The following is a 24,582-nucleotide window of genomic DNA, read 5'->3' as shown; positions in this document are numbered from 1 at the left end:
CGAACCCGGACTGTTCACGCTGCCCCAACCGGGTCACGGCGCATAGAAGCTGTTGCCCAAAGTCAGACCGGACGGAAGCCCACAGAACGCCCTCTCAGGCAGCATCGGTCTCCTCCCCAAGCTCGAGGTTGACATCCATGTCCTCCAGCGGTGCGTTCAGGTCGTAGACGTAGTCGCCGAAGCGGCGCACGTTGTCCTCCTGATAGGGGGACATGATGGCCACGTCGGCGCGATGCACCGTCTCGCCCTCGCTGCGCAGCCGGTTGAGCACCAGCGACATGTCCAGCGTGGTCTGGTACATGACCAGGTCGGCGACCAGCTCGCGGAAGGAGCGGTAGATCTTATTGCGCTTGGAGTCGTGCCGTAGCCGCCGCAGCAAGGTGATCGACGACAGCTCACCTTCACGGATGGAGATGGCCACCTTCATCAGGTCTTGCCAGTGAGCCTCGATCAGCTGCCAGTTGATCGGCTCGCCGAACAGCGCGTCGATATGCCGATAGCGCAGGCCCGGCTCGGGCCGGTGGAAGGTCAGGTCCCGGAAGTTGCGGATGCGTGGCAGCAACTCGAATCCGAACAGATGCGCCAAACCAAAGACAGGGAACGACTGGCCTTGCGTATCAGCGTGAATCTCCTTGGGCGCCGCCTCGCTCTCCTGCTCCAGTAGCCCCTCGATGATGTAGACCGCCTCCCACACCCCGCACGGCACGAATCTGGAAAACAGCGCGATGTAATTGTCGGCGATGTGGTGGTAGGCGACGCCGCCGTAACCCCCGTACCGGATGTGGAACTCGGCGATCAAATTGTCCACGTAGATGTCGTACTTGGTGCCGTCGGCGGCCACCGCGTTGCCCTCCCCCCACAACCGGAGCAGATCCAGGCGCAGGTAGGCGTTGACCACGTCGGCGATCGCCTTGTTTCAAACTGGCCAGCGTGACGTGCTTGCGCACCGTGTAGGACAACTCGTGGGCGCTGATGCGGCCGCCCAGATGCCGGGCGGCCTGGGCGGCGCCCAGGTTGCAGCCGTAGGCGAAGGCCACCAGCAGGTAGCGCTCCAGCGGGTCGGCCAGCTTGGCCTGCGACCCCGACAGCGGCCCGAAATGCCGGAACCAGCGCAGATGCCGCGTGGTCCGGGTCAGAATCTCCAGCAGGGAGCGTTCCGGCAGTCGGCCCTTGACGGCCGTGGCCAGCTTGAGCGCCTCGGCGCTGTGCCCGGCGGACTTGCGCGCCTTGAGCGAGGGCCTGCCCTGCTCGTCGATGACCAGGTCGGCGTTGTCCGGGTAGCCCGCGTCCACGGCCGCGGCCACGTCCTTCATCCGCATCTTCAACTGCGCCACGAACTCCGAGGCCGTCGTGGGCAGGCCCACCTCGGCGCAGTAGGTGGCCAGGTGCGGCTGGCAGTCCTCCCAGCTGAGCAACTGGGACTGCCAGTTGGCGTAGGCCTCCGAGCCGACCGCCGCCACATCGCCGCGCACCAGCTCGTCCGCCAGGCAGGAGAACACGCAGATCTCAAAATGCCGGCGCACCACCTTGCCGGGGCGGCGCTTATCGGCGATCACCTTCTGCCAGGCCTCCGACGCGAAAAGACACATCCACGTGCTTGCGCACCATCAACGTGGACACCTCGCCGGTCGTCTCATCGACGACGTCTTCCTCGACCGTGTACTCATCGCCGATGAGCTCGCTGGTGCGGGTGGCATTGGCGCGCACGAACTCCAGCGCCTCCAGAAGCCTGCGGTCCGCGCTGGCCGGCTCCAGCACCAGCACGCCGGCCAGGCGCAGCAGCAGCCCACGATGGGAGAGATAGAAGCGGTCCAGCAGCGGCAGATAGTTGTCGCCGTGGAAGGCGGCCAGCGCTTCGTGCTCGGCCACCAGGTCGGCCAGGCCGCCATTGCTCTCGATCGTCTCCAGACCGCCCGTCCGGTCTCGTGCCGACGCCGCACCGCCGTCCACGGGTTCGGCGCGTTCCGAGCCGCCAGGTCGACCTCCTTGGCCGCGCTCAGCAGATCCCCCAGCACCGCCAGCATCCGCTCGTTGCGCTGACGCTGCTCGGCGCGAATGGTCTCCAGCAGCTCGCGGGCCTTGTTGTGCATGGTGTTCATCCGCTTGCACAGCATGGTCACCAGGTCATCGCGGGCGCGTATCCGGGCCTGGTGTAGCAGGCATGCTTCCATCACGATCCGCTTGACCTCGCCGTAGTCGCGTATCTCAGCGGCGTCCAGCGCCCGCGCCTCGGCCGCGAAATGAGCGATCTTGGAAGCGGGCACTCCTTTGAGCCAGGCGTCGCTGCCCCCGGCCATGCCGTCCAGCCAGGCCAGATGGTCCAACTGCTGGCGCAGCTTGGTCACCGTGGCCCGCGGTGCGCTCTTCTTGGCCCGGTCATGACCGCTGCGGCCGGTGGCCGGATCCACCTCCAGCATCGCCAGCATGCGCGCGTGGTCGTCGAAGCCCATCCGGCCGTAGGCCAGGGTGAAGATGGCGCCGTTGACCTCCGTGCGCACCTGAGCGGCCAGGTCATCCAGGGTGGAGAACGCCGGGAATTCGCAGCTGTTCTTGGCCAGCTCCTCCAGCGCCACGTTGATCAGATCGGCCGGGTGGTCTTTGGTCTTGGCTGCCTGCCGGATCGCCTGCTCGGCCAGCTTGCGCGCGGCGGCCTGATCGCCGTCCAGCCCCAGCCGGGCCCGCACCAGCGCCTTGTGGTTGCGTCCGGTCCGCTCGGCCACGTCCGTCATGCCGATCCGCTCCGGCAGGCCCAGCTCGTTCCGTACGTGCTCGATCACCTGGGCCGGGATTTCGGCCAGCCGCGGAAACCGGCCCACCCGCTGACAGCACTACAACCACACCATCAGCGACAGCCGGTTCTCATCGCTGTCGGTCATCTCCCGCGCCCAGTCCATCTCCGCCAGGCTCGGCGAGTACGCCTCGCGCAGTTCACGCTCGGAGATCGTCCGCTTGAACCGCGGGTAAGCGGTCTTGTCGATCGAGGCCATCAGGCATTGCCTTCCCAGCGGCCCCGATCACCACAGAACGGGAGATACTGTAGCCGACCGAATACAGTCCGTGAGACGGAAACGCAGAAACCAGGGCCGACTCCCTCGCGGTCTACGGGCGGACGACTTCCGAGATTACGCGCCAACCCCGCAGCGAGCCTGATTCGGCATCGGATACCCCATCAACCCGGACCCGCAGCGGGCATGCCCTACGTTCTCAAGATCGACTCATGGCCGGTTTTGCCCGCATCTCGGCTGGACCCGGCACAAGCCTTGGTTGATCAGGCATTGGTGATCTCTCCTTCGTCCGGGAAACCGGGGGCTGGCCCCGTCTTCGTCTGCGTTTCAGTGCGGGAACGACGGCTGATGTCGGCGGCGTAGGTCATCCAGTCGCCGGAGGAGGCGCGTTGCCATTGCACTGCGACGTTGATGTGGATGCCGAGCATGCGGGCGAGCAGGGCGGCGGGCAGTTCGGTGGCGAGCTGGAACAGGGCGGTGGAGCGTGCTTGGCCGGCACTTCTTACTGACATCTCCTGGCAAACGCCAGGTCATCGGCTCGATCGGTGATGTCAGCAGATGGCATTATTGCCACACGCGTCAGTGGAGCACGAGTTTCTTCCGCACAGATCTCGCTGTCGAAACGCCGCAGGACTGCGAGGTCGTCACTTACAGGCGCAGCGGCCGACGGATGACACGGAGGCAAGCTACGACGTGGCTTCCGCCCCGAACATGGCACTCACCTGCAAAAAATAGCCTCTGGGCACCGCGAGAGCACCTCTCAAAAGTGCCCTACGCAAAGGATCTTGCTGACACCTCGTGGCATTCCCACTGACACCAAGTGGCATAACGCCAGGACAGCTTCGTGGCAATCCGCAGGACAGCCCTGCCCTGGCCACTCCAGCGGTGTGTTGTCGCACCGTCCAAGAAACGGTTCAGGGACCCGTGCTCTTTGGCGTCACATAACTTGCGGGAATTCTCCCTTCCCGCAAGTTACGAGCGATCATGGGTCACGCAACAGATCTTGTTTTTTGATTTTGATTTTCTAGAAAATCAAAAATGGTAGGCTGTTGAGTGACCGAACAGAGTGGGATCGTGACTGTGGGCTACCTGTTCGCCGGGCGCGAGAAGCACAGGCGATTCGAGTGCGCCCAGGTGGCCGCCGGGCGCGACAACGAAGCTGAAGGCGAGTACCGACGTGGTGAGGGTGGAGACGCCTTGGGGGCCCTGGGAAGCTGCGCCGCTCGGCGAGGTCGTCGAGCTGTTGCGCGGGCTGCCGGTGCCCTGGTGGGTGGCCGGCGGGTACGCGATCGAGCTGGCTGTGGGGCGTGCGTACCGTGAGCATGGCGATGTGGACATCGGGCTGCTACGTCGTGATCAGCTTGTGGTGCGGCGGTTGCTGGACGGCTGGGATGTTCATGTCTCAGTGCCGGGCGCGCCCTCGGTGCTGCGGCCGTGGGCGCTGGACGAAGTGCTGCCCGAGCGGGCCCACGACATCTGGGTACGTGAGCATCCGGACGGGCCCTGGCGGTTCCAGCTCATGCTGGACGAAGCCGACGAAGAGGAGTGGATCTACCGGCGCGACCCCCGGATCCGCCGCCCGCTGGCCGAGCTGACCGTTGAGCAGGGTGGTTTCCACCGGCTTGTCCCAGAGGTGCAACTGCTCTACAAGGCCAAAGGTCCGCGGCCGAAGGACAAGACCGACTTCGAGGCGGTCCTCCCCCTGCTGAGCGGCGGGCAGCGGCGCTGGCTCGACGAGGCGCTGCGGACCGAGCACGCCGCACATCCCTGGTGCGAGCGCTTGCGCCAGATGGACTGAGGCGTTCCGGTGGTGCGTCATGATCCAGGAGACGGTCCGGGAGACGGCGGCGTTGCCCGGCGTCTCAGCCGAGTGGGTGTCCGCGGAGAGGAGCAGCCGGGCTCCGCTCGCGGTTCGCCTTCGTACGCAACCGGCACGGCTACGGCCGCGCACGGCGTTCCGGTCCCCCGACATCGCCCCTTCACTTGGAAGAGCAAGATCAGTGACTGCCAACGAGGACAGGACTCGACAGATCAAGAGAGAAGACACGCCGGTGGCACCTTGTAAGCACTGTGGAGCGCCGATCGAGCAGCGGGCGGGCAGGGGGCGGCCGAAGGCGTACTGCCCTGATAAGGACTGTCAGGCGGCGGCCAAGCGGGAGCGGGAGATGCGGCGGGCCACCCCGGGGCTGGAGGGTGCGCTGGCCAGGGCCGAGCAGTTGTACGACCGGATGGAGAGCGGGCTCGCCGCGGTCATCGAGCCGCTGGCGCAGGCGCTGACCGAGGAGCTGAGTCCGGCGGGGGTCGAGGCGAAGCTGAGCGCCGTGCAGGCTGAGGCGCACACGCGGGTGGCGATCGCGCGTACCGAGCGGGAGCAGGCGTTCGAGCAGGTACGGCTGGCGCGCGAGGCCACCGAGCATGCCCGCAGGCAGACGGCTGAGATGCGGGCCCGGCTTGAGGAGGCGGAGCACGAGAGGGAAACCGCGCTGGGCGACGCCGAACAGGCGCGGGAGCAGGCGCTGGCGGCGTTGCGGGAGGCGGCGAGCACCGAGCGGCAGGCGTTGCAGACGGCGGAGGAGGCCCAGCGGCGGGCGGGCGTGGCCGAACGGCGGGCCAAGGAGGCGGCCCGGCAGGTCGAGGTGACGGAGCGGGCCAAGGATCAGGCGGTTCAGGAGCTGACCGAGCGGGCGGAGTCGTCGGACAGGCGTGCCGAGGAGGCGCGGGCGCAGGCCGTACAGGCTGAGCAGGGTGCCGAGCGGGCACGGGAGGAGAGGGATCGCGCCCGGGAGGAGACCGCGGCGGCGGTTCGGGCGCGGGAGGGGGCCGAGCGGGACGTGGCCGGCGCGAAGGCCCGGGAGGAGGCGGCGGCGCAGGAGCGGGAGCGGGCCGTGGAGCGGGCCGTCAAGGCGGATCGGGCCGCCGCCGATGCCGAGCGCGATCGGGCTGTGGCGCTCAAGGACACCGCGCAGGCGGCGGCCGAGGTGGCGCGGATGACGGAGAAGGTGGCGGCGGTCGAGCAGGAGGCCGCGGCGGCGCTGTCCGGGGAGCGGAAGCTGGTGTCGCGGGAGCGGTCACGGGCCGACGCGGCGGTCAAAGAGCGTGATCGGCTCCAGGGCGAGCTGCGGCTGGAACGTGATCGCTTGCAGGCCGAGCTGCGGCTGGAGCGGGATCGGTCGCAAGGTGAGCTGCGGCTGGAGCGGGTACGGCTGGCGGACATGCGGGCCGAACTGGAGGCGGTCCGGGCGGAGGCGGCGCAGTTGCGGGAACGCGCGGTTGCCGCGGAGATGCGCTCGGCTTGAGGTCACCCGGATTATTCGCGCACCGTCGCTTCCTCACCCGGGTGCTGCGGCCTGGCGGGTGAGGGACCCGGACGGGTTCGAGGGGGGCGCGGTCACTCGCTGTTCGTCGTGGCGAAGACGCGGGCAAGCTGGTGGTCGATCATGGCTACGGCGTCTACAGCGGACTGCTGCCGCAGCAGGACGCCGGCCTGCATCCCCTCGGCTCCTGCCACCAGGAACGCGGCCTCGGCCGCGGCGTCGATGTTCCGGGGCACCTGGCCGGTTTCCTGGCCTTGCGCGATCAGGCCGGCGACCAGGTTCTCCAGCGCCCGCGGCGCGTCGCGGGCGACCTCGGCCAGGGCGGGGTCGGTCAGGAAGCGGACGAAGTAGGCGGCGTACACCAGGTGCCAGGTACGCCGTTCCGCGTCCAGCGGGAGCAGCTCGAGCAGCACTCCCCGCACGATCGCGTGCATGCCGGGTGCTTCGCCGAGCATCGCGAGGCGTTCGCCGGCCCGCCGCTCGGCATCGTCGTTGAGGATCTCCAGCGCGCCGAGCAGCAACTGGTCGCGGGTGCCGAAGTAGTACTGCAGCAGCCGGGCGGAGACCTCGGCCTCGGCGGCGACCTGCCTCAAGGTGACGTCTTCCAGGCCGCCCCGGGTGGCCAGGCGCCAGACGGCTTCCGCGATCTGACGGCGGCGCTGGTCGTGGTCCACCTGTCGCGGCATGCCATCCGTCCCTCATCCCTTGTTTGTGGTGCGATCGTACCAAGACAAATGTTATGGTTCGATCGCACCACAAAGCGGTGGGGCGTCACGCCCTCCGAAAGCGATGGGAGACAGAGCGCGCATGAAACACGTCATCGTGCTGATCGTCGGCATGCTGCTGCTGGTCCTGGGAGTACAGGGCGCCATCCGGCTGCTGGCCGACCACTCCAACGGCGGGCTGCTCGGCTGGCTGCCCGGCGGGTTCGCGATGTGGCTCGCGTGTCATGCGGTGGCCGCCGTCGCCGGAGCGCTGCTGGCCGGTTGGGGTGGCAAGCAGGCCAAGCAGGGCGGACGCGGGCAATGACCGGCCGTGCACGAGCGGACGCTGGCATCAGCGAGGCGGCGGGTCAGGGACGTACGCCGCCCCGCCGCAGCAGCTCGGCGGCGGGCAGCACCGTGGCCTCGGCCGCGCTCAGCCCGGTGGCGGCCAGCGCCTGATCGACCAGGCCCAGCCCCACGGCGTACCCGGCCATGTCGGGGATGCCGCGAGGCTCGCCCCCGAAGAAGCGCACGGCGCTGTCCCCCAGTACGTACGCCGGGGTGTGCTGCATCCCGGCCAGGTCGAAGTCCGCCATGATCCGCTCGTGAGCCCGGTCACGAGCCGTCCCTGTCACCTTCGCCGACCACGGACCCATGGCCTCGGGGCCCGACTGCTCGCGTACGAACGCCTCCGCCAGCCCTTCGGCGACCACGTGCTCGCCCACGGTCACGGTCATCGGGTTCCACTCCACGTTGGTGAAGCGCACATTGTGGTGGAACTCGTGCACCGCGAGGTGCGCGATCCTGCCGATCACCTCGTCTGAGGGCCAGGCCAGCAGATACAGCCCGCCCGGCCCGCCGCCCATCCCGTAGTACCCGTCCGAGACATCCATCAGGTGCGCGTGGTCCGGGTTGCCCATCACGAACATGACCGGCAACGAGTCGGCCTGCTTGGCGCCCGCCAGCCGCTTCGAGGCGCGCTCCAGTTCGTGGCGCACCTGGCCCAGCACGTCCTGCTCGATCATGCGGTGGACGGCGGGCAGGTAGCGCGGGTCCTCGGCGTCGACCCGGAACCCACCGCCCTGGTGGTGCAGGTCGACGATGTCGCCGGGCCCCGGGATGGCCTCGCGCAGCGGCGCGAGCATCTCGCGCAGCGCGGCGGGCCGCTGCTCCAGGGGCCGCTCAAGCAGGTCCGCCATCGCCGTCAGGGTGTCGTGAATGATGAACTCCATGCCGGCGACGCTAGAGCCTCACGCTACGTGAGACTCAAATCGAACGGTCGCGCTCGGGCGACCTGGCCGACCTGGATCAGTGGGGTGAGGCCTTCCTGCGGGCCGCTATAAGCCGATATGCGCCAGGGCGCTGCACCCGGCACGCTCCAGGCGGTCGAAGGATCCAGCCCGCAGCGGACGGCGAAAGCAAAGGCAAGAAGATGTCACTCCTTGCCACTTCCAACGTATAGCGCACAGGGGGGCTTGCGGCAAGGCCCGGGTCATGCCGCAGAATCGGCGGCCGGACACAGGAAGTGGGGGCATGACGTGGGTGTGTTGTCGATGTACGGGGGACGCGGCGACCGCCAGCCGCCGATGAGACCGGCGGTGCGGTTGCGGGCGTTCGACGGGGAGGTGTCGCCGTGATCGAGCAGTACGTGTTGGATCTTCAAGAGGTGGACGAGACGCAGATCGCGGTCGTCGGCGGCAAGGCCGCGCACCTGGGCGGGCTGTCGCGGATCGAAGGCATCCGCGTGCCGGCCGGGTTCTGCGTGACGACGGCCGCCTTCCGGCGGATCATGGCGGAAGCCCCGTCGATCGACGATCGCCTCGACCAGCTGTCGCGCCTGAACCCGGATGACCGGGAGGCGATCCGCACGCTCAGCGCGGAGATCCGCCGGACCATCGAAGGCATCGCCATCCCGGGCGATCTGGCGGCGGCGATCACCCGCGCGCTCGGCGAGCACGCCGCCTGCGCCGTACGATCCAGCGCGACGGCAGAGGACCTGCCGACGGCATCCTTCGCCGGCCAGCAGGACACCTACCTGAACGTCGTGGGGCCGGCGGCGATCCTCCAGCACGTCAGCCGGTGCTGGGCGTCGCTGTTCACCGAGCGGGCCGTGACCTACCGCCTGCGGAACGGCATCGGCCACCGTACGGTCCACATGGCCGTGGTCGTGCAGCGGATGGTCTTCCCGGATGCGGCCGGCATCTTGTTCACGGCCGACCCCGTCACGGGCGACCGGAAGGTCGCCACCGTGGACGCCGGCTTCGGCCTCGGCGAGGCCCTGGTCTCCGGCCTGGTGAACCCGGACGTCTTCAAGGTGCGCGACGGCGAGGTCGTCGCCAGGACGGTCGCCGCCCAACAGCGTGCCGTGCACGCCTCGCCGGCCGGCGGGACGCGGGAAGTGGCGATCGACCCGCAGCGGCAGGAGCAGCCGGCGCTGACGGATGCGCAGGTCGTACGGCTCGTGCGGCTCGGACGGCGAATCGAGGCGCATTTCGGCCGCCCGCAGGACATCGAATGGTGCCTGGCCGACGACGACTTCCAGATCGTGCAGAGCCGGCCGATCACCACGCTGTTCCCCATCCCCGCGGCCGACGACCGGGAGAACCACGTCTACCTCTCCGTCGGTCATCAGCAGATGATGACCGACCCCATGAGGCCGCTGGGGCTCTCCATGTGGCAGTTGACGGCCATGGCGCCGATGCACGAGGCCGGCGGGAGGCTGTTCGTCGACGTCACCCGGCACCTGGCCTCGCCCGCGAGCCGCGCCGGCCTCCTGGAGATGGCGGGACGGTCCGATCCGCTGATCAGGGACGCGCTGGAGACCGTCCTCGACCGCCACGGCTTCGTCCCGGCGCTCCCGGACGGCGGTCCCGGCGGGCCGCCCGCCGGCGGCCCGCCCGCCGCGATCGAGACCGATCCGGCCATCGTCGCCGAGCTGATCGAGCGCAGCCAGGCGTCCATCGCCGCCCTGCGCCGCGACATTCAGGCGAAGACCGGACCGGCGCTGTTCGACTTCCTGCTGGAGACCTTCCAGGAGCACAAGCGGGTCCTCAGTGATCCGTTGAGCGTGCAGGCGATCATGGCGGGGATGGAGGCCACCTGGTGGCTCAACGACCGGCTGCGGGAATGGCTGGGTGAGAAGAACGCGGCCGACACCCTCACGCTGTCCGCCCCCGGCAACGTCACGTCGGAGATGGGACTGGCGCTGCTCGATGTCGCCGACGTGATCCGCCCGCATCCGGAGGTGGTGGCGTTCCTGCAGGGTGTCGAGGACGACGGTTTCCTGGACGAGCTGCCGAAGTTCGCGGGCGGGAGCGAAGCGCGCCAGGCCATCGAGGCGTACCTCGACCGGTACGGCATGCGCTGCGTCGGCGAGATCGACATCACCAGGCCGCGCTGGCGCGAACGCCCCACCACGCTCGTGCCCGTCATCCTCGACAACGTCAGGAACTTCGAGCCGGGCGCCGCCGGGCGGCGCTTCGAGCAAGGACGGCAGAGGGCGCAGCAGAAGGCGCAGGAGGTGCTCGAACGCCTGCGGGCCCTGCCGGACGGGGAGCACAAGGCCGACGAGACCGAGCAGATGATCGACCGGGTACGGACCTTCATCGGCTACCGGGAGTACCCGAAGTACGGCATTGTCAGCCGCTACTTCGTCTACAAGCAGGCCCTGCTGGAAGAGGCCGAGCGCCTCGTGCGGGCCCACGTGCTCCCTGAGAAGGAGGACGTCTTCTACCTCACGTTCCAGGAGTTCCACGACGTCGTGCGCTCGAACCAGGTGGATGACGGCCTGGTCCGGCAGCGCAAGGACGCGTTCCGGTCGTACCACGCGCTCACACCGCCCCGGGTGCTGACATCGGACGGCGAGGCCGTCGCCGGGGCGTACCGGCGCGACGACGTGCCGGCCGGCACCCTGATCGGCCTGCCGGTCTCCGCCGGGACCATCGAAGGGCGCGCCCGTGTCATCCTGGACATGGCCCAGGCCGATCTCGAACCGGGTGACATCCTCGTCACGGCCCACACGGACCCGAGCTGGACGCCTCTCTTCGTCGCCATCACCGGCCTGGTGACGGAGGTCGGAGGATTGATGACACACGGCGCGGTGATCGCACGGGAGTACGGCCTGCCGGCTGTCGTCGGTGTGGTGGACGCCACCCGGCTGATCGCCGATGGGCAGCGGATCCGCGTGCACGGAAGCGACGGGTACGTCGAGATCCTGCCGTGACCGACGCATGCCGGCGATGAGCGGCGGCGCCTCGGTCAACCGGAGCCGCCGCTCATCATGATTCACTCATTCATGGGATACGACCTTGAGTGACGCCCTGGCCGGGGTGTCGGCCCGCGCCGCCAGGTAAGCCGCCAAGTAAGCGGTCAGCGCGAACTGGACCGCGCTGCCCGCCACCAGGCGCAGGCTGAGACTGCTCAGATCGGGCCAGGCGCTCACGGCCACCGCCAGGACCGGGGCCGCGACGCACCACCACCGCGCCCGCCCGGTGAAGCGGCGCGCCAGCACCACGCAGGCCGCGATCCAGGTCAGCGTCGCCACGGCGAAGCCCACCTCGTGCAGCAGGCCGTGCCAGCTCACCTGCGGCGGCGCCCCCGCAGGCGCACCTGGCGGGAATCCGGCGCCCGGGTCCGTCGTGAAGACCCCGGCCATCATCAGTCCCGCGCCGCTCAGTGCCATCAAGGCCGCGGCCACGCCTCCGGCCGGCGTGCGCCGCAACCCCGCCGCGAACCCGATCACCAGCAGTCCCGTCACCACGAAGTTGCCGATCTGGATCCACCCCGCCTCGCCGAGGCTCAGCAGGCTGAGCGGGTGGTAGGCGGGATCGAAGCCCGCCCGCGTGAGCGCCTGGACCAGCCAGACGGTCAGGAACACCGGGCCGGCGAGCAGCCCGCACGCCAGCAGCCGCCCGGTTCGTGATGCCATCATCATGTCTCCTCCATTCGCCGGAGACGTCGAGGCCGCCGCCCGAGTCCGGACAGTCCCCCTCCGCTGGAGACGAGCGGATCGAGCGAACCGCCTCAGCTTGACGTTTAACCCTTCCCGTTCTGGTGCTCGGTGAGCGTTTCGGCGCGTTTGGTGGTCTTGCCCACGTCGTGGTGACGGGCGGGAGCCCGGTTCTTCGAGCCCGGAGGTCTGCCGGGACCGGGCCGGCTGGGTTTCGGTGCGCCGGCAGGTAGAGGCAGGCGCGGGCGGAGGTGCCGAAACCCTCGCCGGACGCGAGCGGGGGTCAGCCGTTCGAGTGGAGCGGGGCGTTCCCACGGGCGGCGCAGGTCAGGTGCGAGCGTCCGGGCGAGTTGGAGCTGGGCGTAGGCGATGATGATCAGCCAGGTCCAGCGGTCGGCGGACTGCGGGTCGCGGATCTTCGGGGCGGTCCAGCCCAGGGTCTGTTTCCACATCCGGAACGTGTGCTCAAGATCGAATCTGCGGAGGAATGCCTGCCAGAGCCGGTCCAGGTGGGCCGGGGTGATGGCAACCGCCGAGGTCCACAGCCACACCGGCTTGGGGTCGCGTTCGCCGGGCAACTGCTCGACCTGCAGCCGGATCAGGGTGCCGTCGATGATGGGCAGCGCGCCGTCGTGGTCCAGCCAGGCGGCGCGGCGGGTGAGCCGATGGTGCAATCGGTCCCAGCAGGACGCGACGGCCTTGCCGTACCGGCTCGTGGCGGTGGCCGTGGTGTGGGCCGGTTCACCCCAGGTGGTCTCGTCCTTCATCCGGAACCCGGCCCCGTGCAGGGGCGGGCGGCCACCGCCGGGGTGAGCCAGCGCGTGCTCGCGGCGGGAGGGAGCCGGGCGGCCCAGCACCCGATCGGAGCGCAGGCGGCCCAGCACCTGCACCGGCAGGCCGTCCAGCAGGAAGGCCAGGCGGGCGGTGTCGTAGCCGGCGTCGAGCACGATGAGGATGTCCGGGTCACCCTGCCGCCACTGGTCCGCTTCGATCAGGCGGGCGACCAGGTCACGGACCTGCGTGGCGGTGACGGCGGCTTCGTCGTCGTCGGGGCGTAGCCGCTGGGCATCCAGCACCGTGGTCCAGGAGGTGCGGCCGGTCTCCAGCGCGGCGATGATCGAGTACGGCCAGCCGGGGATCATCTGATGGTCACCCTTGCGGCGGCCATAGACGTGGCAGAACAGCCGCTCGGGGCTGGTCGGCGCGTCCGGGCGCAGCCAGGGCGTCACATCGGCGGCCAGCACGATCCGGCCGCCCGCCGCCCGCCGCCCGCCGCGCGCGGCAGCGGTACCGTGGCCAGAGCTCGCCGCAGCCGGGCGATCTCGATGCGGCCGTGGTTGATCGCGTCGTACAGGGCGCCGTGGCCACGGCGGTGCTCGGGCGCCAACGTCAGCCCGACCATCGTGCGGACCGGACCCTCGGCGCATAACACCGCCTCGACCAGGTCGAACAGCTCATCTCGCCGGGCGGTCAGGCAGGTGAAGACCTCCTGCCGGAAATCGGCCAGTTCCGTCCACGCGCCCCGTTTCTGGCCGTCCTCACCCGAATCCGGGACGCCCCGCGCTGCGCGTGCCAGCATGAAGGACACAGCCACCGCCTCCTCTTCCTTCTGACTGACAACTCGAAGATGGAGACGGTGGCTGGCCCAACTCACGGCGACACGCCGTGTCTCTAGGGACACAGTCCGCTATGCGGGATTAGTCACCCACATCGCCGATCGCGGCAAATATGCAGCTCAGAGGTTAAACGACAAGCTCAGCCGGCGATGGACTTGACGAGGAGCCGGCCGGTGGCGGCCTTGACGAGCTCGGCTCTTTCCGTGGCCGGGTCGATGATGGCCACGTCCGCGGTCCAGTCGAGGCCGACCACGAGCCGGGTTCCGCTGAACGTGATCCGCCGGGTTCTTGGCAGACAGGAGGAGCAGGGCCGGGTCATCGTCGTCGGGCCCCAGTGCGGCGACCTACCCGTCGGCCGCGGCCGCCAGAGTACTCTCCCCCGACATGGCCGGGGTCACGACGGTGCGGGTGGGGGTGAGGCGCCGAGGTCGTAGAACCGGACCAGGCCACAACCCGCCGCGAGGGCGGCCAGTCCGGTATGAGGGACGTAGGCCAGGCTTTCGCCGAAGCCGCGGCAGCGCTTGCCGTCCCTGGCCTTGGGCTGCGGCAGTCGTACACCGGTGAGATTCGCGGTGGTCACGCCGCGCAGGACGGTGACCGCGCCGAACGGCTTGTCGTCACGGTGTTGACCGCCGGGTCCGTCCTGGTGGTCGTTGGTGGCGCCGACCATGAGGCCCACGCCGCCGCGTGCGAGGGGGCCGAGGGCCAGATGTGCGCCGAAGGCGTCGTCGCGTTCCGACGTGCCGGGCACGCCGCTGGTCTCCTGCGTGATCCGGCACGGGTGACCGAGCCCTTCGTGGCCAGGTAGACGGCTCCGCCGGGCCGCTCGTTCGGTGCGCCGATCGCGATCAGGTCGCCGTAGGCGGTGATGGACTCGCCGAAGCCCGCGTCCTTCTGCGGTCTGAGGGAGACGAGTTTCCTGTACGGCGGGGCGACGCCGCCGCCGTACAGGATGTAGACCGCACCGGCTCCGGTCTTCCCCGCGACCGTGTGGCCCGGGGCGCCGACGATCACGTCGATGCAGGCGTCGTCGTTGGCCTTGGCCATGGTCACCGACCAGCCGAAGCCCTTGGTCCTGTTGCCGGGCGGGGTGGGGATGGTGATGACCTGGTCCGCCGACAGAACATGGACCCGGCCGACGGCACCCACGTAGCCGATGGCGATGTCGTCACGCCCGTCGCCGTCGAAGTCGCGCGCGCTCGCCCGGCCGCAGTCGCCCGCGGCGGGCCGCGCCGGTGATGATGATGACGGCGGAGGCGTGCCGCAGGCGGTGACTGCCAGCAGAACGGCGGTCCGCAAACGGGTGAAGCGCGGCCGTTCCCTCGTCATCCGGGCCATCTTTCCGACATATCCGAGACTTCGGCAAGCGGAATGATCGCCCCTGTGGTTCACGGGTTCATTTGTGTCCGCTGCACATAGCGGCCACAGTTGGTAAATCGTTTCACAACACCTAGCGCTCGATACGTTACGATCATGATGGGAACACCGTGTCGACCTCTGACGATGCACGACATGAGACCTTGACACGATTCAACAGCACCGGTCATGCCGATCTTCGGCGCGCGCTCCGCAGCTCACCAGAGGAACGGATGTCGAGCATCAAAGAGGTCGCCCGCCTGGCCGGGGTCTCCGTCGGCACCGTGAGCAACGTGCTCAACCGGCCCGACATGGTGGCGCCGGACACCCGGACGCGGGTGCAGGCGGCGATCACGCAGCTCGGGTACGTACGCAACGGCTCGGCCCGCCAGTTGCGCGCCGGCCGCAGCAGGACCATCGGCGTCGTCGCGCTCGACCTCGGCAACCCGTTCTTCATCGACGTCCTGCGCGGCGTCGAGGCGGCCGCCCAGGACGCGGGACTCATCGTGATGGTGTTCAACAGCGACAAGGACGCCGCCCGCGAGGCCAGGCTGATGGAGACGTTCGAGGAGCAGCGCCCGCTGGGCGTGCTGATCACCCCGGTGAACGCCGAAGGCCAGGAGGAACGGCTGGGCCGGCTCCTGTCCCGGGGCATTCCCGTGGTGCTGTTCGACAGCTCCAGCCGCAACAACCGGGGGTGCGCGGTCGCGGTCGACGACGTTCTGGGCGGGCGGCTGGCCGGGCGGCACCTGCGCGAGCGCGGGCATCGCCACATCGCCTTCGCCGGCGGGCCGTTCAGCGTGCGCCAGGTGGAGGACCGGCACGCCGGCCTGGCCGGTGTGCTCACCCCGGACGACACCCTGACCGTCATCCCCCTGCCCAACCTCACCGTCGACACCGGCCGCACGGCCGCCAGGCAGATCGCCGCCCTTCCGCCCGCCGACCGGCCCACCGCGGTCTTCTGCGCGAACGACCTGGTCGCCCTCGGCGTGCTGCAGGAGCTGACGCTGCGTGGCCTGCGCGTCCCCGATGACGTGGCGATCCTCGGCTACGACGACATCGACTTCGCGGCCGCCGCGGCCGTGCCGCTGTCGTCGATCCGGCAGCCGCGCGAGCAACTCGGCCGCACCGCCGCGCGGATGTTGTTCGAGGAGGCCGAGCAGCCGGGCGGGCACGAGCACCGCCACGTGATCTTCCAGCCGCAACTGGTGGAACGCTCCTCCACGAAGGCCGGCCGGCAGCACCCTGGTTGTCCTTGAGACGGTTCTCAGGGGTGTTCTCAGGGAGCTCCCCGAGGCCCGGTCCGGGTGCGTTGCACCAGACTTGGGCGTCATGAGAATGAAGCGAACGGCCGTGATCGCGGGACTTCTGGGCCTCGCGGCCGTCTCCGCGGGATGCGGTATCGGTCCTACGCAGACGGACACCGTCTCCTACGACGTCACCGACGAGGTGACGGCGCTGCGGGTCGAAGCGGACTCCGGCACCATCGAGGTGGTGGAGTCGGACCGCCGGGGCGTTCACGTGAGCGAGCGCCTGACCTGGAGCAAGGACAAGCCGAAGACCCGTCATGCGGTGCAGGGCGGCACGCTGGCCCTGGCGTTCGAGTGCCCGGCCACGTGGGGTCCGGGCGCGATCGGGATGTCCTGCGACGTGAGCTACCAGGTCGAGGTGCCCAAGGGGCTGCGCGTCAACGTACGCTCCGACTCGGGGACCCTGACGCTGAAGAATCTGTCGGGCGCGCTGGACGCCACCACCGACTCCGGGACGATCGAGGCGAGCGGGCTGACGGGCAAGCAGGTCGTCACGCACACCGATTCCGGCGACATGACGCTGACGTTCACCGGGCAGCCCGACAAGGTCTCGACCACCACCGATTCCGGCAGTACGGCGATCCACGTGCCCGAAGGGCCGTACCACGTCGTCACCAAGACGGACTCCGGCGGCAGGAACGTCAAGGTGGCCGACGACCCCTCGGCGCAGCGCTCGATCACGCTGTCCAGCGACTCCGGCGACCTGGAGGTGCTCACCCCCTGAGCGGCCGCACGCGGCCGCCGGTGGGCGGAAGCCGTGATCCTCTACAGTGGAGAACGACTGCGGGAAGGGGCCGGCCGATGGCGGCGAAGACCATGGTCATCACGGGCGCCAGCGATGGCATCGGCCGGGCGGCCGCGCGCGCTCTGCGGCAACGCGGCGACCACGTCGTCGTGGTGGGCCGCTCCCCCGGCAAGACCGAGACGCTGGCCCGCGAGATCGGCGCCGAGCACCACGTGACCGACTTCGCGCGCCTGGACGAGGTGCGGGCGCTCGCCGCGACGCTGCTCGACCGCCATCCGGTCATCGACGTCCTGGTCAACAACGCCGGCGTCATCATGGGGTCGCGGACCACCACCGCCGACGGGCACGAGACGACGTTCCAGGTCGGCCATCTCGCGCCGTTCCTGCTCACCACGCTGCTGATGGACCGGCTGGTGGCCGGCGGCGCCTCGGTCGTCATGACGTCGAGCGTGCTCAACCTGCGGGCCCGCCTCGACCTCGACGATCTCGACCTGGAGCGGCGCTACTCGGGCATGCGGGCCTACGCCAACGCCAAGCTGGCCAACATCTTGTTCACCCGGGAGTTGCGGCGCCGCCACGGCGACGCGGGGGTGAACGCGGTCTCCTTCCATCCCGGCGCCGTCGCCACCAACTTCGCCAGCGGGGGCGGCAGCCTGGCGCGCCTGCTTTACCACACACCGCTGAAGCGGCTGATGCTCACGCCCGAGCAGGGCGCCGACACCCTGGTGTGGCTGGCCACCTCGGCGCCCGGCGCCGACTGGGTGCCCGGCGAGCACTACGAGAAACGCCGCCCGGCGGCCACCCACCGGCTCGCCGGCGACCCCGGCGTCGCCCGGCTGCTGTGGGAGCGCAGCGAGGCGATGCTCGCGAGCGCCTGAGGCCGGGGAGCGGGTCGGCCAGGCCCAGGGGCGCGGGTCAGGCCAGGCCGGCTGCCTCCTTCAGGAAGACGATGCCGTCGATCGTGTCGAGCCGGGCCGGGTCCAGCGGGAAATAGGCGTGATCCTGGGAGACGCGCGGGCTCGGCGTCTCGACGGTTTCGGCCAGGCGGTGGGCGTCGACGAGGGCACGATCCCACGGGAGCCGCGACAGCAGGCCCTCGACGGTGTCCGGGGGCGGGACGTCGGCGCCGACCGTGCCGAGGGCCGTGGCCAGGAAGGCGTACCGATCGCCCATGCTCGCCTCCACGATCGCCCCCGCGCTCCACCACTCCAGCGGCGCGCCGCCCAGTTGCCAGGTGCTCTTGTCGCGCTGCAGGTGGCGGTTGTGGGCGAAGACCAGGGCCGGGCCGTGCTCGGCGACGGCCCGCAGGTTGGCGGCCATCATCCCGTCGCGCAGGACCATGAGCCGGTTGAGCCGGGACGGGGACGTGTCGGCCATCCAGTGGTGGTAGCGGAGCAGGCCGGTGGCGGTGCGCCCGTACAGTGCCGCCCGCTCCATGTCCGGCCCGATCAGCTGCGGCGACTGCGCGTCGTGGAGCGCCACCAGGTCGTCGGCGATCAGCCGCAGCCGGGTGGCGTCGGCGGACTGGCCGATCGATTGGGACGGGTCCATGATGGCGGCGGGGTTCGTCCACCGCTCGTCGGGGCCGAGCAGCGTGTCCAGGGTGCCGGCGGTGCAGGGGAGCAGGCCGGGGTCCACCCGCGCGGCGAGGTGGCCGTGCAGCGCGGTGACCGCCTCGCGCGGGCTCGCGGGGCCGCTCATCTCCAGCGGGCCGTCGAAGCCGAAGAACCGCAGCCGGTCCGCGTGCTCCTCGTTGTACGCGCGCATCCAGCGTACGAGCTCGCGGTTGCCCGCCATCGCGCCGAAACCGGGGCTGAAGCCGGTTGCCATGACGTCGTCGAGCGTGCCCGCGCCCGTCGTGACGTACGCGTCCACCGCCAGGCCCATGAGGCAGTCGCTCTCGATGGCGAAGGACCGGTAGCCCTCGTGCTCGACCAGATGCCGGAAGATCTCGTTGCGCAGGTCGAGCAGCGCCGCCACGCCGTGCCTGGCCTCGCCCAGCCCGAGCAGCAGGGGCTCGGCGGGCAGCGACCGGAGGAACGCCGAGACGACCGCGCCGTCCAGCGGCCACGCTGTGTCCATGGAGTCCATTCCATCAACGGTATCGTTGAACCGCCCGTATAAACTTTGGCCGATGAACCTCCGCTGTGACCAGGTGACACCTTCAACATGAGGCCCGTGGACCTGGCGCGCGCGCACAACCTGTCCACCCAGGCGATCAGAAACTACGAGGACGCCGGCATCCTGCCCGCGGCCGACCGCAGCCCCCATGGCTACCGCCTCTACACGCCGCTGCACGCGCAGGCCCTGCGCGCGTTCCTCGCCCTGGTGCCCGGACACGGCCACCAGCGGGCCACCTCGATCATGCGGGCGGCCAACCGGGACGCGATCGAGGAGGCGCTGCGGCTCATCGACGAGAGCCACGCCCAGCTCCTCGACGACCGCCACACCCTGCGGGCCGTCGAAGCCGCGCTCCGCGACCTCGCGCCCCTGCCGCAGGAGCGCGGCGACACCTTCATCGGCCCCCTGGCGCGCCGGCTCGGCCTGCGCCCGGCCACTCTGCGCAAATGGCAGCGCGCCGGCCTGGTGCAGCCACGCCGCGACCCGAAGACGGACTACCGGGTCTACAGCGCGGCCGACGTACGTGACGCCCTGCTGGTCCATCAGCTCCGGAGGGGCGGCTACCTGCTGGAGCACATCGCCCCGCTGATCGCCCAGGTCCGCTCCGCGGGCGGCGTCGCTCCGCTGGAGTCGACGCTGCGCGACTGGCACGCCCGGCTCTCGGCCAGGGGCCGCGCCATGCTCGCCGGCGCCGCCGCGCTGGACGCCTACCTCACCGCCAGGCCGGCAGGCGGATCGGGCGCCGCGCCGGCGTGAGCGGCCATTCCCTCCAGGGAATTGCCTGGTGGCGGCCCTTTCGCGCAGGGTGAGCGGGCACACGAACCCGTCGACCGAGGAGGAACGGTGGCCGATACCCACGCACAGGAACTGGCCGGGCGCTACATCGCGCTCTGGAACGAGCCGGACCCCGGGCTGCGCCGCAAGGCGATCGAGGAGGTGTGGGCCGGGGACGGGATCCACGTCCTGCAGCCGCCGCAGCAGATCCGGGAGCTCGCCGCGGGGCTGGGCTTCGGCTCCACCACCCTGCGGGCCAGCGGGCATGACGAGATCGAGGTCCGGGTGCTGCGCTCCTACGAGAAGTTCGTCGCCTCCGGGGAGTTCTTCTTCCGGTCCCGCGGCGACGCCCTCCGGCTGCACGACGTCGTCAAGTTCACCTGGGAGATGGTGCCCGCCGGAGGTGCGGAGGCGGTGGGCGGCGGCCTGGAGGTGCTCATGCTCGGCGAGGACGGCCGGATCACCGCCGACTACATGTTCCCGGGGCTCTGACCTGACCGGCCGCCGGAGCTCACCTGGCGAGCAGCGCCGCCGTGGCCGCGTCGGCGGGCAGGAACGCCTCCAGTTTCAGCTCCGCCACGGTCACGTCGAGCGCGGTCGCGAACGTCGTGATCGTGGTCGTCAGCCGCAACTCGCCGCGCGCCGAGCGCAGCCGGATCGGGACGGCGAACCCCACGTGGTCGGGCCCCGGCGCGACGTGCGGCACGTAGCCGGACAACTCCTCGTACAGCTCGTCGCGAGGGATGCGGTCGAGGATGTGCTGCGCCCACTGCTCCAGGTTGACGATGCGCGCCGCCAGGCCCTGCGGGTGCAGGGACAGGCGCAGCACGTTGACCGGCGGGCGCAGCAGGTGCTCCGCGACCCCTTCGGTGAGCAGGTCGATCGCGTCGTTGGCGAGCACCAGCTCGTGCCGGGCGTTCACGACCATCGCGGGGTAGGGCAGGTGCCCGGTCAGGATGTGCCGCAGCGCGGTGCGCACGTGCTCCAGAGCGGGGTCCTCCAGCGGGGTCTGCGGGTAGACGGGGGCGTAGCCGGCCGAGCGCAGCAGCTCGTTGCGCTCTCTCAGCGGCAGCTCCATCGACTCGCTGAGCCGTATCACCATGGAGCGGCCGGGCCGGGAGCGGCCGCTCTCCATGAAGCTGAGGTGGCGTTGCGTCGTGCCCGCGCGCAGCGCGAGGTCGAGCTGGCTGAGGTGGCGGCCCTGCCGGACCGAGCGGAGGGCATGGGAGAAGTCCACCCGCCCAGTGTGCCCGACTTTTTCATACCTTCGAGGGAATTGCTGTCATTCCCGGGACCGAGCACGATCCGTCCCATGAACACACGACTGGGGGTCCTGCTCCCCGCCAATCGCCACCAGTGGGACGACGCCCGGCGGCTGGTCGGCTTCGGCGTCCAGGCCGAACGGCTCGGCTACGACTCGGTCTGGGCCAACGACACCCTGCTGGGCCCGCGCATCGAGCCGCTGGCCCTGCTCGCCGCCCTCGCGCCGGCGACGACGCGCGTCACGCTCGGCACGGCGACGCTGCTGCCCGCCTTCCGCCGCCCGATCATGGCCGCGCAGGAGCTCGCCTCCATCGACCATCTGTCCGCCGGGCGGCTGGTCGTCACCGTGGGCGCGGGCTTCCCCGGCCGCTCGGAGATCGAGTACACGCTGTCGGAGGTGCCGTGGGAGCGCCGCTTCGGGCGGCTGGACGACACGGTGGCCCTGTGGCGGGCGCTGTGGGCGGGCGAGCGGGCCTTCCACGGCAAGGTGCTGCGCTTCGACGAACTGCCCGAGTCCACGCCCTCCTTCCGGGCCGGCGGGCCGCCGATCTGGCTGGGCGGGGCGAGCCCGTCGGCGCTGGAGCGCGCCGGGCGGCTCTACGACGGGTGGCTGCCCTACCCGCCCGATCCCGCCGACTACCGGACGGGCCTGGCGGCGGTGCGAAGCGCCGCGGCGGGGCGCTCCGCGCTCACCCCGGCGATGTTCCTCACGGTGCTGGTCTCCGACGACGCGGAAGACGGTGAACGGCGGCTCGACGCCTACTGCCGGGCCACCTACGGCCACCCGTATACGACGATGCGGACGATCCAGGCGATGGTCGCCGGCCCGGCCGAGCAGGTGGCCGCCACGCTGGCCCGCTATGCGGCGGCGGGCGCCGAACACGTCGTCCTCCGTATCGCGGCGCCGTCCCTGGACGACCAGCTCGGCCAGTTGGAGCTCATCGCCGCTCTGCGCCGGAGCGGCGCCCTGTCCTGAAGCCCGCGCCGGGCGGCAGGACGCGGGCGGCGAAGGGCAGCTCGTTGACGGCCAGGCCCAGGCCGAAGCCGAGCCGGGCCAGTGACGCGGGCCGGCGCGGCGCCGCCAGGGCGAACAGGGTGCAGATCGCGATGGGGACCAAGGTGATCAGATAGCCGTAGGGTGCGCTCATCGGCGTCCCAGGCCCGGGACCAGCACGGCGCCGACGATGAGGTGCAGCCCGATCAGCACCAGCGTGGCGGCGGCTCCGGCGCCGGCGCCGAGCGGGCCGAACAGGGACAGGGTGAGCACGATCAGGGCGATGATCGTCCAGAGGCGGCCGGGCCGGGACGCCACCCGCTCCAGGACCGCCAGCAGCGCCCAGCCCGCGAGCCCGGCCAGCAGGCTCGCCACCACGACCATGACCGGGCCGACCGTCTGCGGGGCGCCGCTCATCTCGGCGGTCAGCGTGATGCCGGCCAGCGGCACCGCCGCGGCCCATCCGGCCAGGGCGGCCACGGGTGCGCCGAACACGGTGAGGAGACGTCTTTTGATGGAGGAGTTCATGCCGGTCAGCCTCGCCCAGCGGGGTGGGGCGCCGCATCGGGCCCGTGGCCGGGCTTCGTCCTGCCCCGGTAGGGTCCGGGTCCTCCTTTGGTAGGTGATGGCACGCCGTGCCGGTGGCTAGCCTGGGCCGATGAGCGAGATGCGACCCCCGCGACCCGTGGCCGTGGCCATCGTGATCCTCGCGGTGAGCGCGCTGACCGCCGTGTCGCTGTGGGGACCGGCCGGCCGGCCGGTGTGGTGGCTGGATGTGGCGGTCGCGGTGGCGAGCGTGGTCGCGGGGGTGGCCCAGTTGTGGTGGCCGGTCTCCGGGGCGCTGGCCGCCGCCGTTCTCGCGGCGCTGTCCCCGGTGGCCACGCCCGCGGCGTCGCTGGGGGCGCTGCAGGTGGCTCAGCGCAGGCGCTTTCCCGTCGCGGCGGCGGTGGCGGCGGCGGGCGTCACGGGTCACCTGGTCCAGGGGTCGTGGCGGCCCAACTCCGGCATCTCCCTCGACTGGTGGTTGCTGCTGATCTGTCTCGCGTACGGCGCGCTGCTCGGCTGGGGCGCGCTGGCCCGCTCCCGCCGCGCCCTGCTGTCCTCGCTGCACGAGCGGGCCCGCCGCGCCGAGGCCGAGCAGGGCAGGCGGGTCGCCGAGGCGCGGATGGCCGAGCGCCGCACGCTCGCCCGGGAGATGCACGACGTGCTGGCCCACCGGCTGTCGCTGGTGGCCACGCACGCCGGGGCGCTGGAGTACCGCCCGGACTCCTCCCCCGAGCAGCTCGCCCGGGCCGCCGGGGTGGTCCGCTCGGGGGTGCACCAGGCGCTGGAGGAGTTGCGCCAGGTGATCGGCCTGCTGCGTGAGGACGGCGACCTCCTGGACGAGCGCGAGCCTCAGCCCACGCTGGCCGACCTGCCGCGCCTGGTGGCCGAGGCGCGCCAGGCGGGGCAGAGCGTGCGGATCAGCGACGAGGCCACCGGCGTCGTCCTGCCTCCCGTCGCGGGCCGGGCCGGCTACCGCGTCGTGCAGGAAGGGCTGACCAACGCCCGCAAGCACTCCCCCGGCCAGCCGGTGGAGGTGCTGCTGCGCGGCGCTCCCGGCGCACGCCTGCTGATCGACATCCGCAACCCGCTGCCCGCGCCCGGCTCGGTGCCGGCCGCGCCCGGCAGCGGCGTCGGCCTGGTCGGGCTGACCGAGCGGGTCCGCCTGGCCGGTGGGCAGCTGGATCACCAGAGCACCGGCGGGCAGTTCAGGCTCCAGGCATGGCTACCATGGCCCGCGTGATCCGCGTGCTGCTGGTAGACGACGACGCCCTGGTCCGCGCCGGGCTGTCCATGATGCTGGACGGCGCCGCCGGCATCACCGTCGTCGCCGAGGCGGCCGACGGCCAGGAGGCCATCGCCGCCGCCGACGCCCACGCCCCCGACGTCGTCCTCATGGACCTGCGGATGCCGCGCGTGGACGGCATCACCGCCACCCGCCGGCTGCGCGCCCGGGCCCGCCCGCCGGAGGTGATCGTGCTGACCACGTTCGACACCGACGAGGACATCCTGCACGCGCTGCGCGCCGGCGCCGGCGGCTTCCTGCTCAAGGACACCCCGCCGCCGCAGATCGTCGAGGCGGTCACCCGGGTCGCGGCGGGGGAGGCGATCCTGTCCCCGCGCGTCACCCGGCGGCTGATGGAGCGCACCGTCGCCCAGGCCGGGGCCTACGAGCGGGCCCGCGCCGCGCTGGCCGCCCTCACCCCGCGCGAGCACGAGGTGGCGCTGGCGATCGCGCGCGGCCGGACGAACGCCGACATCGCCGCGGAGCTCGCCATGGGCGTCACGACGGTGAAGGCGCACGTCAGCAGCATCCTCACCAAGCTCGGCCTGGACAACCGCACCCAGATCGCGCTGCTGGCCCACGACGCCGGCCTGGCCTGACCCGC

At 70.8% G+C, this 24,582-nt stretch carries 28 protein-coding genes and 1 pseudogene; 12 read left to right on the top strand and 17 right to left on the bottom strand.

The window, feature by feature from the left end; all coding sequences use genetic code 11:
* Positions 1–94: 94 nt before the first annotated feature.
* The 5 genes and pseudogenes from ACWD0F_RS33390 to ACWD0F_RS33370 form a co-directional block, all read right to left on the bottom strand.
* A complete protein-coding gene (locus ACWD0F_RS33390) occupies positions 95–898 on the bottom strand; it encodes a Tn3 family transposase (protein WP_449882713.1) in 804 nt (267 codons plus the stop codon).
* A gap of 28 nt (positions 899–926) precedes the next feature.
* Positions 927–1,313, bottom strand: a pseudogene (locus ACWD0F_RS33385) (Tn3 family transposase); the annotation flags it as partial.
* Positions 1,314–1,607: 294 nt separating this feature from the next.
* Positions 1,608–2,816, bottom strand: a complete 1,209-nt coding sequence (locus ACWD0F_RS33380; RefSeq protein ID WP_449882710.1) for a DUF4158 domain-containing protein — start codon at positions 2,814–2,816, stop codon at positions 1,608–1,610.
* 12 nt (positions 2,817–2,828) lie between these two features.
* Positions 2,829–2,987 (bottom strand): hypothetical protein, encoded by a 159-nt coding sequence (locus ACWD0F_RS33375; protein WP_449882707.1) that lies wholly within the window; start codon positions 2,985–2,987, stop codon positions 2,829–2,831.
* Between the two features lie 281 nt (positions 2,988–3,268).
* Entirely contained in the window at positions 3,269–3,517 is a 249-nt protein-coding gene (locus ACWD0F_RS33370; protein WP_449882705.1) for a hypothetical protein, read from the bottom strand.
* 665 nt (positions 3,518–4,182) lie between these two features.
* On the opposite strand from ACWD0F_RS33370, the gene ACWD0F_RS33365 reads away from it, so the two are divergent.
* Positions 4,183–4,803, top strand: coding sequence for a nucleotidyltransferase domain-containing protein (locus tag ACWD0F_RS33365; RefSeq protein ID WP_449882702.1), 621 nt, complete (start codon positions 4,183–4,185; stop codon positions 4,801–4,803).
* Positions 4,804–5,056: 253 nt separating this feature from the next.
* On the top strand, positions 5,057–6,301 hold the full coding sequence (locus ACWD0F_RS33360) for a hypothetical protein (protein WP_449882699.1): 1,245 nt from the start codon (positions 5,057–5,059) through the stop codon (positions 6,299–6,301).
* Positions 6,302–6,393: 92 nt separating this feature from the next.
* Here the strand turns inward: ACWD0F_RS33360 and ACWD0F_RS33355 are convergent, their stop codons facing one another.
* Positions 6,394–7,005 carry a TetR/AcrR family transcriptional regulator gene (locus ACWD0F_RS33355; RefSeq protein ID WP_449882697.1) on the bottom strand — a complete coding sequence of 204 codons (612 nt, stop codon included), beginning with the start codon at positions 7,003–7,005 and terminating at the stop codon, positions 6,394–6,396.
* A gap of 121 nt (positions 7,006–7,126) precedes the next feature.
* Here ACWD0F_RS33355 and ACWD0F_RS33350 point away from each other — a divergent pair, with 121 nt between their 5' ends.
* On the top strand, positions 7,127–7,348 hold the full coding sequence (locus ACWD0F_RS33350; protein ID WP_449882694.1) for a hypothetical protein: 222 nt from the start codon (positions 7,127–7,129) through the stop codon (positions 7,346–7,348).
* A gap of 43 nt (positions 7,349–7,391) precedes the next feature.
* On the opposite strand, the gene ACWD0F_RS33345 is transcribed toward ACWD0F_RS33350, so the two are convergent.
* Positions 7,392–8,255 carry a DUF2268 domain-containing protein gene (locus tag ACWD0F_RS33345; RefSeq protein ID WP_449882691.1) on the bottom strand — a complete coding sequence of 288 codons (864 nt, stop codon included), beginning with the start codon at positions 8,253–8,255 and terminating at the stop codon, positions 7,392–7,394.
* Between the two features lie 401 nt (positions 8,256–8,656).
* Here ACWD0F_RS33345 and rph point away from each other — a divergent pair, with 401 nt between their 5' ends.
* On the top strand, positions 8,657–11,245 hold the full coding sequence (rph, locus tag ACWD0F_RS33340; RefSeq protein WP_449882688.1) for a rifamycin-inactivating phosphotransferase: 2,589 nt from the start codon (positions 8,657–8,659) through the stop codon (positions 11,243–11,245).
* 66 nt (positions 11,246–11,311) lie between these two features.
* Here rph and ACWD0F_RS33335 read toward each other — a convergent pair whose 3' ends face one another.
* From ACWD0F_RS33335 to ACWD0F_RS33310, 6 genes are all read right to left on the bottom strand, one after another.
* A complete protein-coding gene (locus ACWD0F_RS33335) occupies positions 11,312–11,950 on the bottom strand; it encodes a DUF998 domain-containing protein (protein ID WP_449882685.1) in 639 nt (212 codons plus the stop codon).
* Positions 11,951–12,057: 107 nt separating this feature from the next.
* On the bottom strand, positions 12,058–13,215 hold the full coding sequence (locus tag ACWD0F_RS33330) for an NF041680 family putative transposase (protein WP_449882682.1): 1,158 nt from the start codon (positions 13,213–13,215) through the stop codon (positions 12,058–12,060).
* Positions 13,197–13,565 (bottom strand): transposase, encoded by a 369-nt coding sequence (locus ACWD0F_RS33325; protein ID WP_449882679.1) that lies wholly within the window; start codon positions 13,563–13,565, stop codon positions 13,197–13,199. The genes ACWD0F_RS33330 and ACWD0F_RS33325 overlap by 19 nt, the downstream gene beginning before the upstream one ends.
* A 161-nt stretch (positions 13,566–13,726) precedes the next feature.
* Positions 13,727–13,906, bottom strand: a complete 180-nt coding sequence (locus ACWD0F_RS33320; protein ID WP_449882676.1) for a hypothetical protein — start codon at positions 13,904–13,906, stop codon at positions 13,727–13,729.
* A 75-nt stretch (positions 13,907–13,981) separates the two neighbouring features.
* Positions 13,982–14,167 (bottom strand): hypothetical protein, encoded by a 186-nt coding sequence (locus tag ACWD0F_RS33315; protein WP_449882673.1) that lies wholly within the window; start codon positions 14,165–14,167, stop codon positions 13,982–13,984.
* Positions 14,164–14,916 (bottom strand): integrin alpha, encoded by a 753-nt coding sequence (locus ACWD0F_RS33310; RefSeq protein ID WP_449882670.1) that lies wholly within the window; start codon positions 14,914–14,916, stop codon positions 14,164–14,166. The genes ACWD0F_RS33315 and ACWD0F_RS33310 overlap by 4 nt, the downstream gene beginning before the upstream one ends.
* A 260-nt stretch (positions 14,917–15,176) precedes the next feature.
* Here ACWD0F_RS33310 and ACWD0F_RS33305 point away from each other — a divergent pair, with 260 nt between their 5' ends.
* From ACWD0F_RS33305 to ACWD0F_RS33295, 3 genes are all read left to right on the top strand, one after another.
* On the top strand, positions 15,177–16,202 hold the full coding sequence (locus ACWD0F_RS33305) for a LacI family DNA-binding transcriptional regulator (RefSeq protein WP_449882667.1): 1,026 nt from the start codon (positions 15,177–15,179) through the stop codon (positions 16,200–16,202).
* A 73-nt stretch (positions 16,203–16,275) separates the two neighbouring features.
* A complete protein-coding gene (locus ACWD0F_RS33300; RefSeq protein ID WP_449882665.1) occupies positions 16,276–16,977 on the top strand; it encodes a DUF4097 family beta strand repeat-containing protein in 702 nt (233 codons plus the stop codon).
* 77 nt (positions 16,978–17,054) lie between these two features.
* Complete coding sequence (locus ACWD0F_RS33295) at positions 17,055–17,876, top strand: SDR family NAD(P)-dependent oxidoreductase (RefSeq protein ID WP_449882663.1); 822 nt, start codon at positions 17,055–17,057, stop codon at positions 17,874–17,876.
* Positions 17,877–17,913: 37 nt separating this feature from the next.
* On the opposite strand, the gene ACWD0F_RS33290 is transcribed toward ACWD0F_RS33295, so the two are convergent.
* Positions 17,914–19,080: an erythromycin esterase family protein gene (locus ACWD0F_RS33290; RefSeq protein WP_449882660.1), complete on the bottom strand. Its 1,167-nt coding sequence runs from the start codon at positions 19,078–19,080 to the stop codon at positions 17,914–17,916.
* An 87-nt stretch (positions 19,081–19,167) separates the two neighbouring features.
* Here ACWD0F_RS33290 and ACWD0F_RS33285 point away from each other — a divergent pair, with 87 nt between their 5' ends.
* Both ACWD0F_RS33285 and ACWD0F_RS33280 read left to right on the top strand, forming a co-directional pair.
* Positions 19,168–19,875: a TioE family transcriptional regulator gene (locus tag ACWD0F_RS33285; protein ID WP_449882657.1), complete on the top strand. Its 708-nt coding sequence runs from the start codon at positions 19,168–19,170 to the stop codon at positions 19,873–19,875.
* Between the two features lie 87 nt (positions 19,876–19,962).
* Positions 19,963–20,385 (top strand): hypothetical protein, encoded by a 423-nt coding sequence (locus ACWD0F_RS33280; protein ID WP_449882654.1) that lies wholly within the window; start codon positions 19,963–19,965, stop codon positions 20,383–20,385.
* Positions 20,386–20,404: 19 nt separating this feature from the next.
* On the opposite strand, the gene ACWD0F_RS33275 is transcribed toward ACWD0F_RS33280, so the two are convergent.
* Positions 20,405–21,130 carry a helix-turn-helix domain-containing protein gene (locus ACWD0F_RS33275; RefSeq protein ID WP_449882652.1) on the bottom strand — a complete coding sequence of 242 codons (726 nt, stop codon included), beginning with the start codon at positions 21,128–21,130 and terminating at the stop codon, positions 20,405–20,407.
* 75 nt (positions 21,131–21,205) lie between these two features.
* On the opposite strand from ACWD0F_RS33275, the gene ACWD0F_RS33270 reads away from it, so the two are divergent.
* Complete coding sequence (locus tag ACWD0F_RS33270; RefSeq protein WP_449882651.1) at positions 21,206–22,132, top strand: LLM class flavin-dependent oxidoreductase; 927 nt, start codon at positions 21,206–21,208, stop codon at positions 22,130–22,132.
* On the opposite strand, the gene ACWD0F_RS33265 is transcribed toward ACWD0F_RS33270, so the two are convergent.
* Positions 22,095–22,304, bottom strand: a complete 210-nt coding sequence (locus ACWD0F_RS33265) for a hypothetical protein (protein WP_449882649.1) — start codon at positions 22,302–22,304, stop codon at positions 22,095–22,097. The genes ACWD0F_RS33270 and ACWD0F_RS33265 overlap by 38 nt on opposite strands.
* Positions 22,301–22,678 carry a DUF6069 family protein gene (locus ACWD0F_RS33260; protein ID WP_449882648.1) on the bottom strand — a complete coding sequence of 126 codons (378 nt, stop codon included), beginning with the start codon at positions 22,676–22,678 and terminating at the stop codon, positions 22,301–22,303. The genes ACWD0F_RS33265 and ACWD0F_RS33260 overlap by 4 nt, the downstream gene beginning before the upstream one ends.
* Before the next feature lie 130 nt (positions 22,679–22,808).
* Between ACWD0F_RS33260 and ACWD0F_RS33255 the strand changes: the two genes are divergently transcribed.
* Positions 22,809–23,936, top strand: coding sequence for a sensor histidine kinase (locus ACWD0F_RS33255; protein WP_449882646.1), 1,128 nt, complete (start codon positions 22,809–22,811; stop codon positions 23,934–23,936).
* Positions 23,915–24,577, top strand: coding sequence for a response regulator (locus ACWD0F_RS33250; protein WP_449882643.1), 663 nt, complete (start codon positions 23,915–23,917; stop codon positions 24,575–24,577). The genes ACWD0F_RS33255 and ACWD0F_RS33250 overlap by 22 nt, the downstream gene beginning before the upstream one ends.
* Positions 24,578–24,582 lie beyond the last annotated feature (5 nt).

The organism is Nonomuraea sp. NPDC002799, from assembly GCF_053592075.1.
The sequence above is the reverse complement of the archived record's forward strand: the minus strand, read 5'-3'. Positions and strand labels throughout refer to the sequence as shown.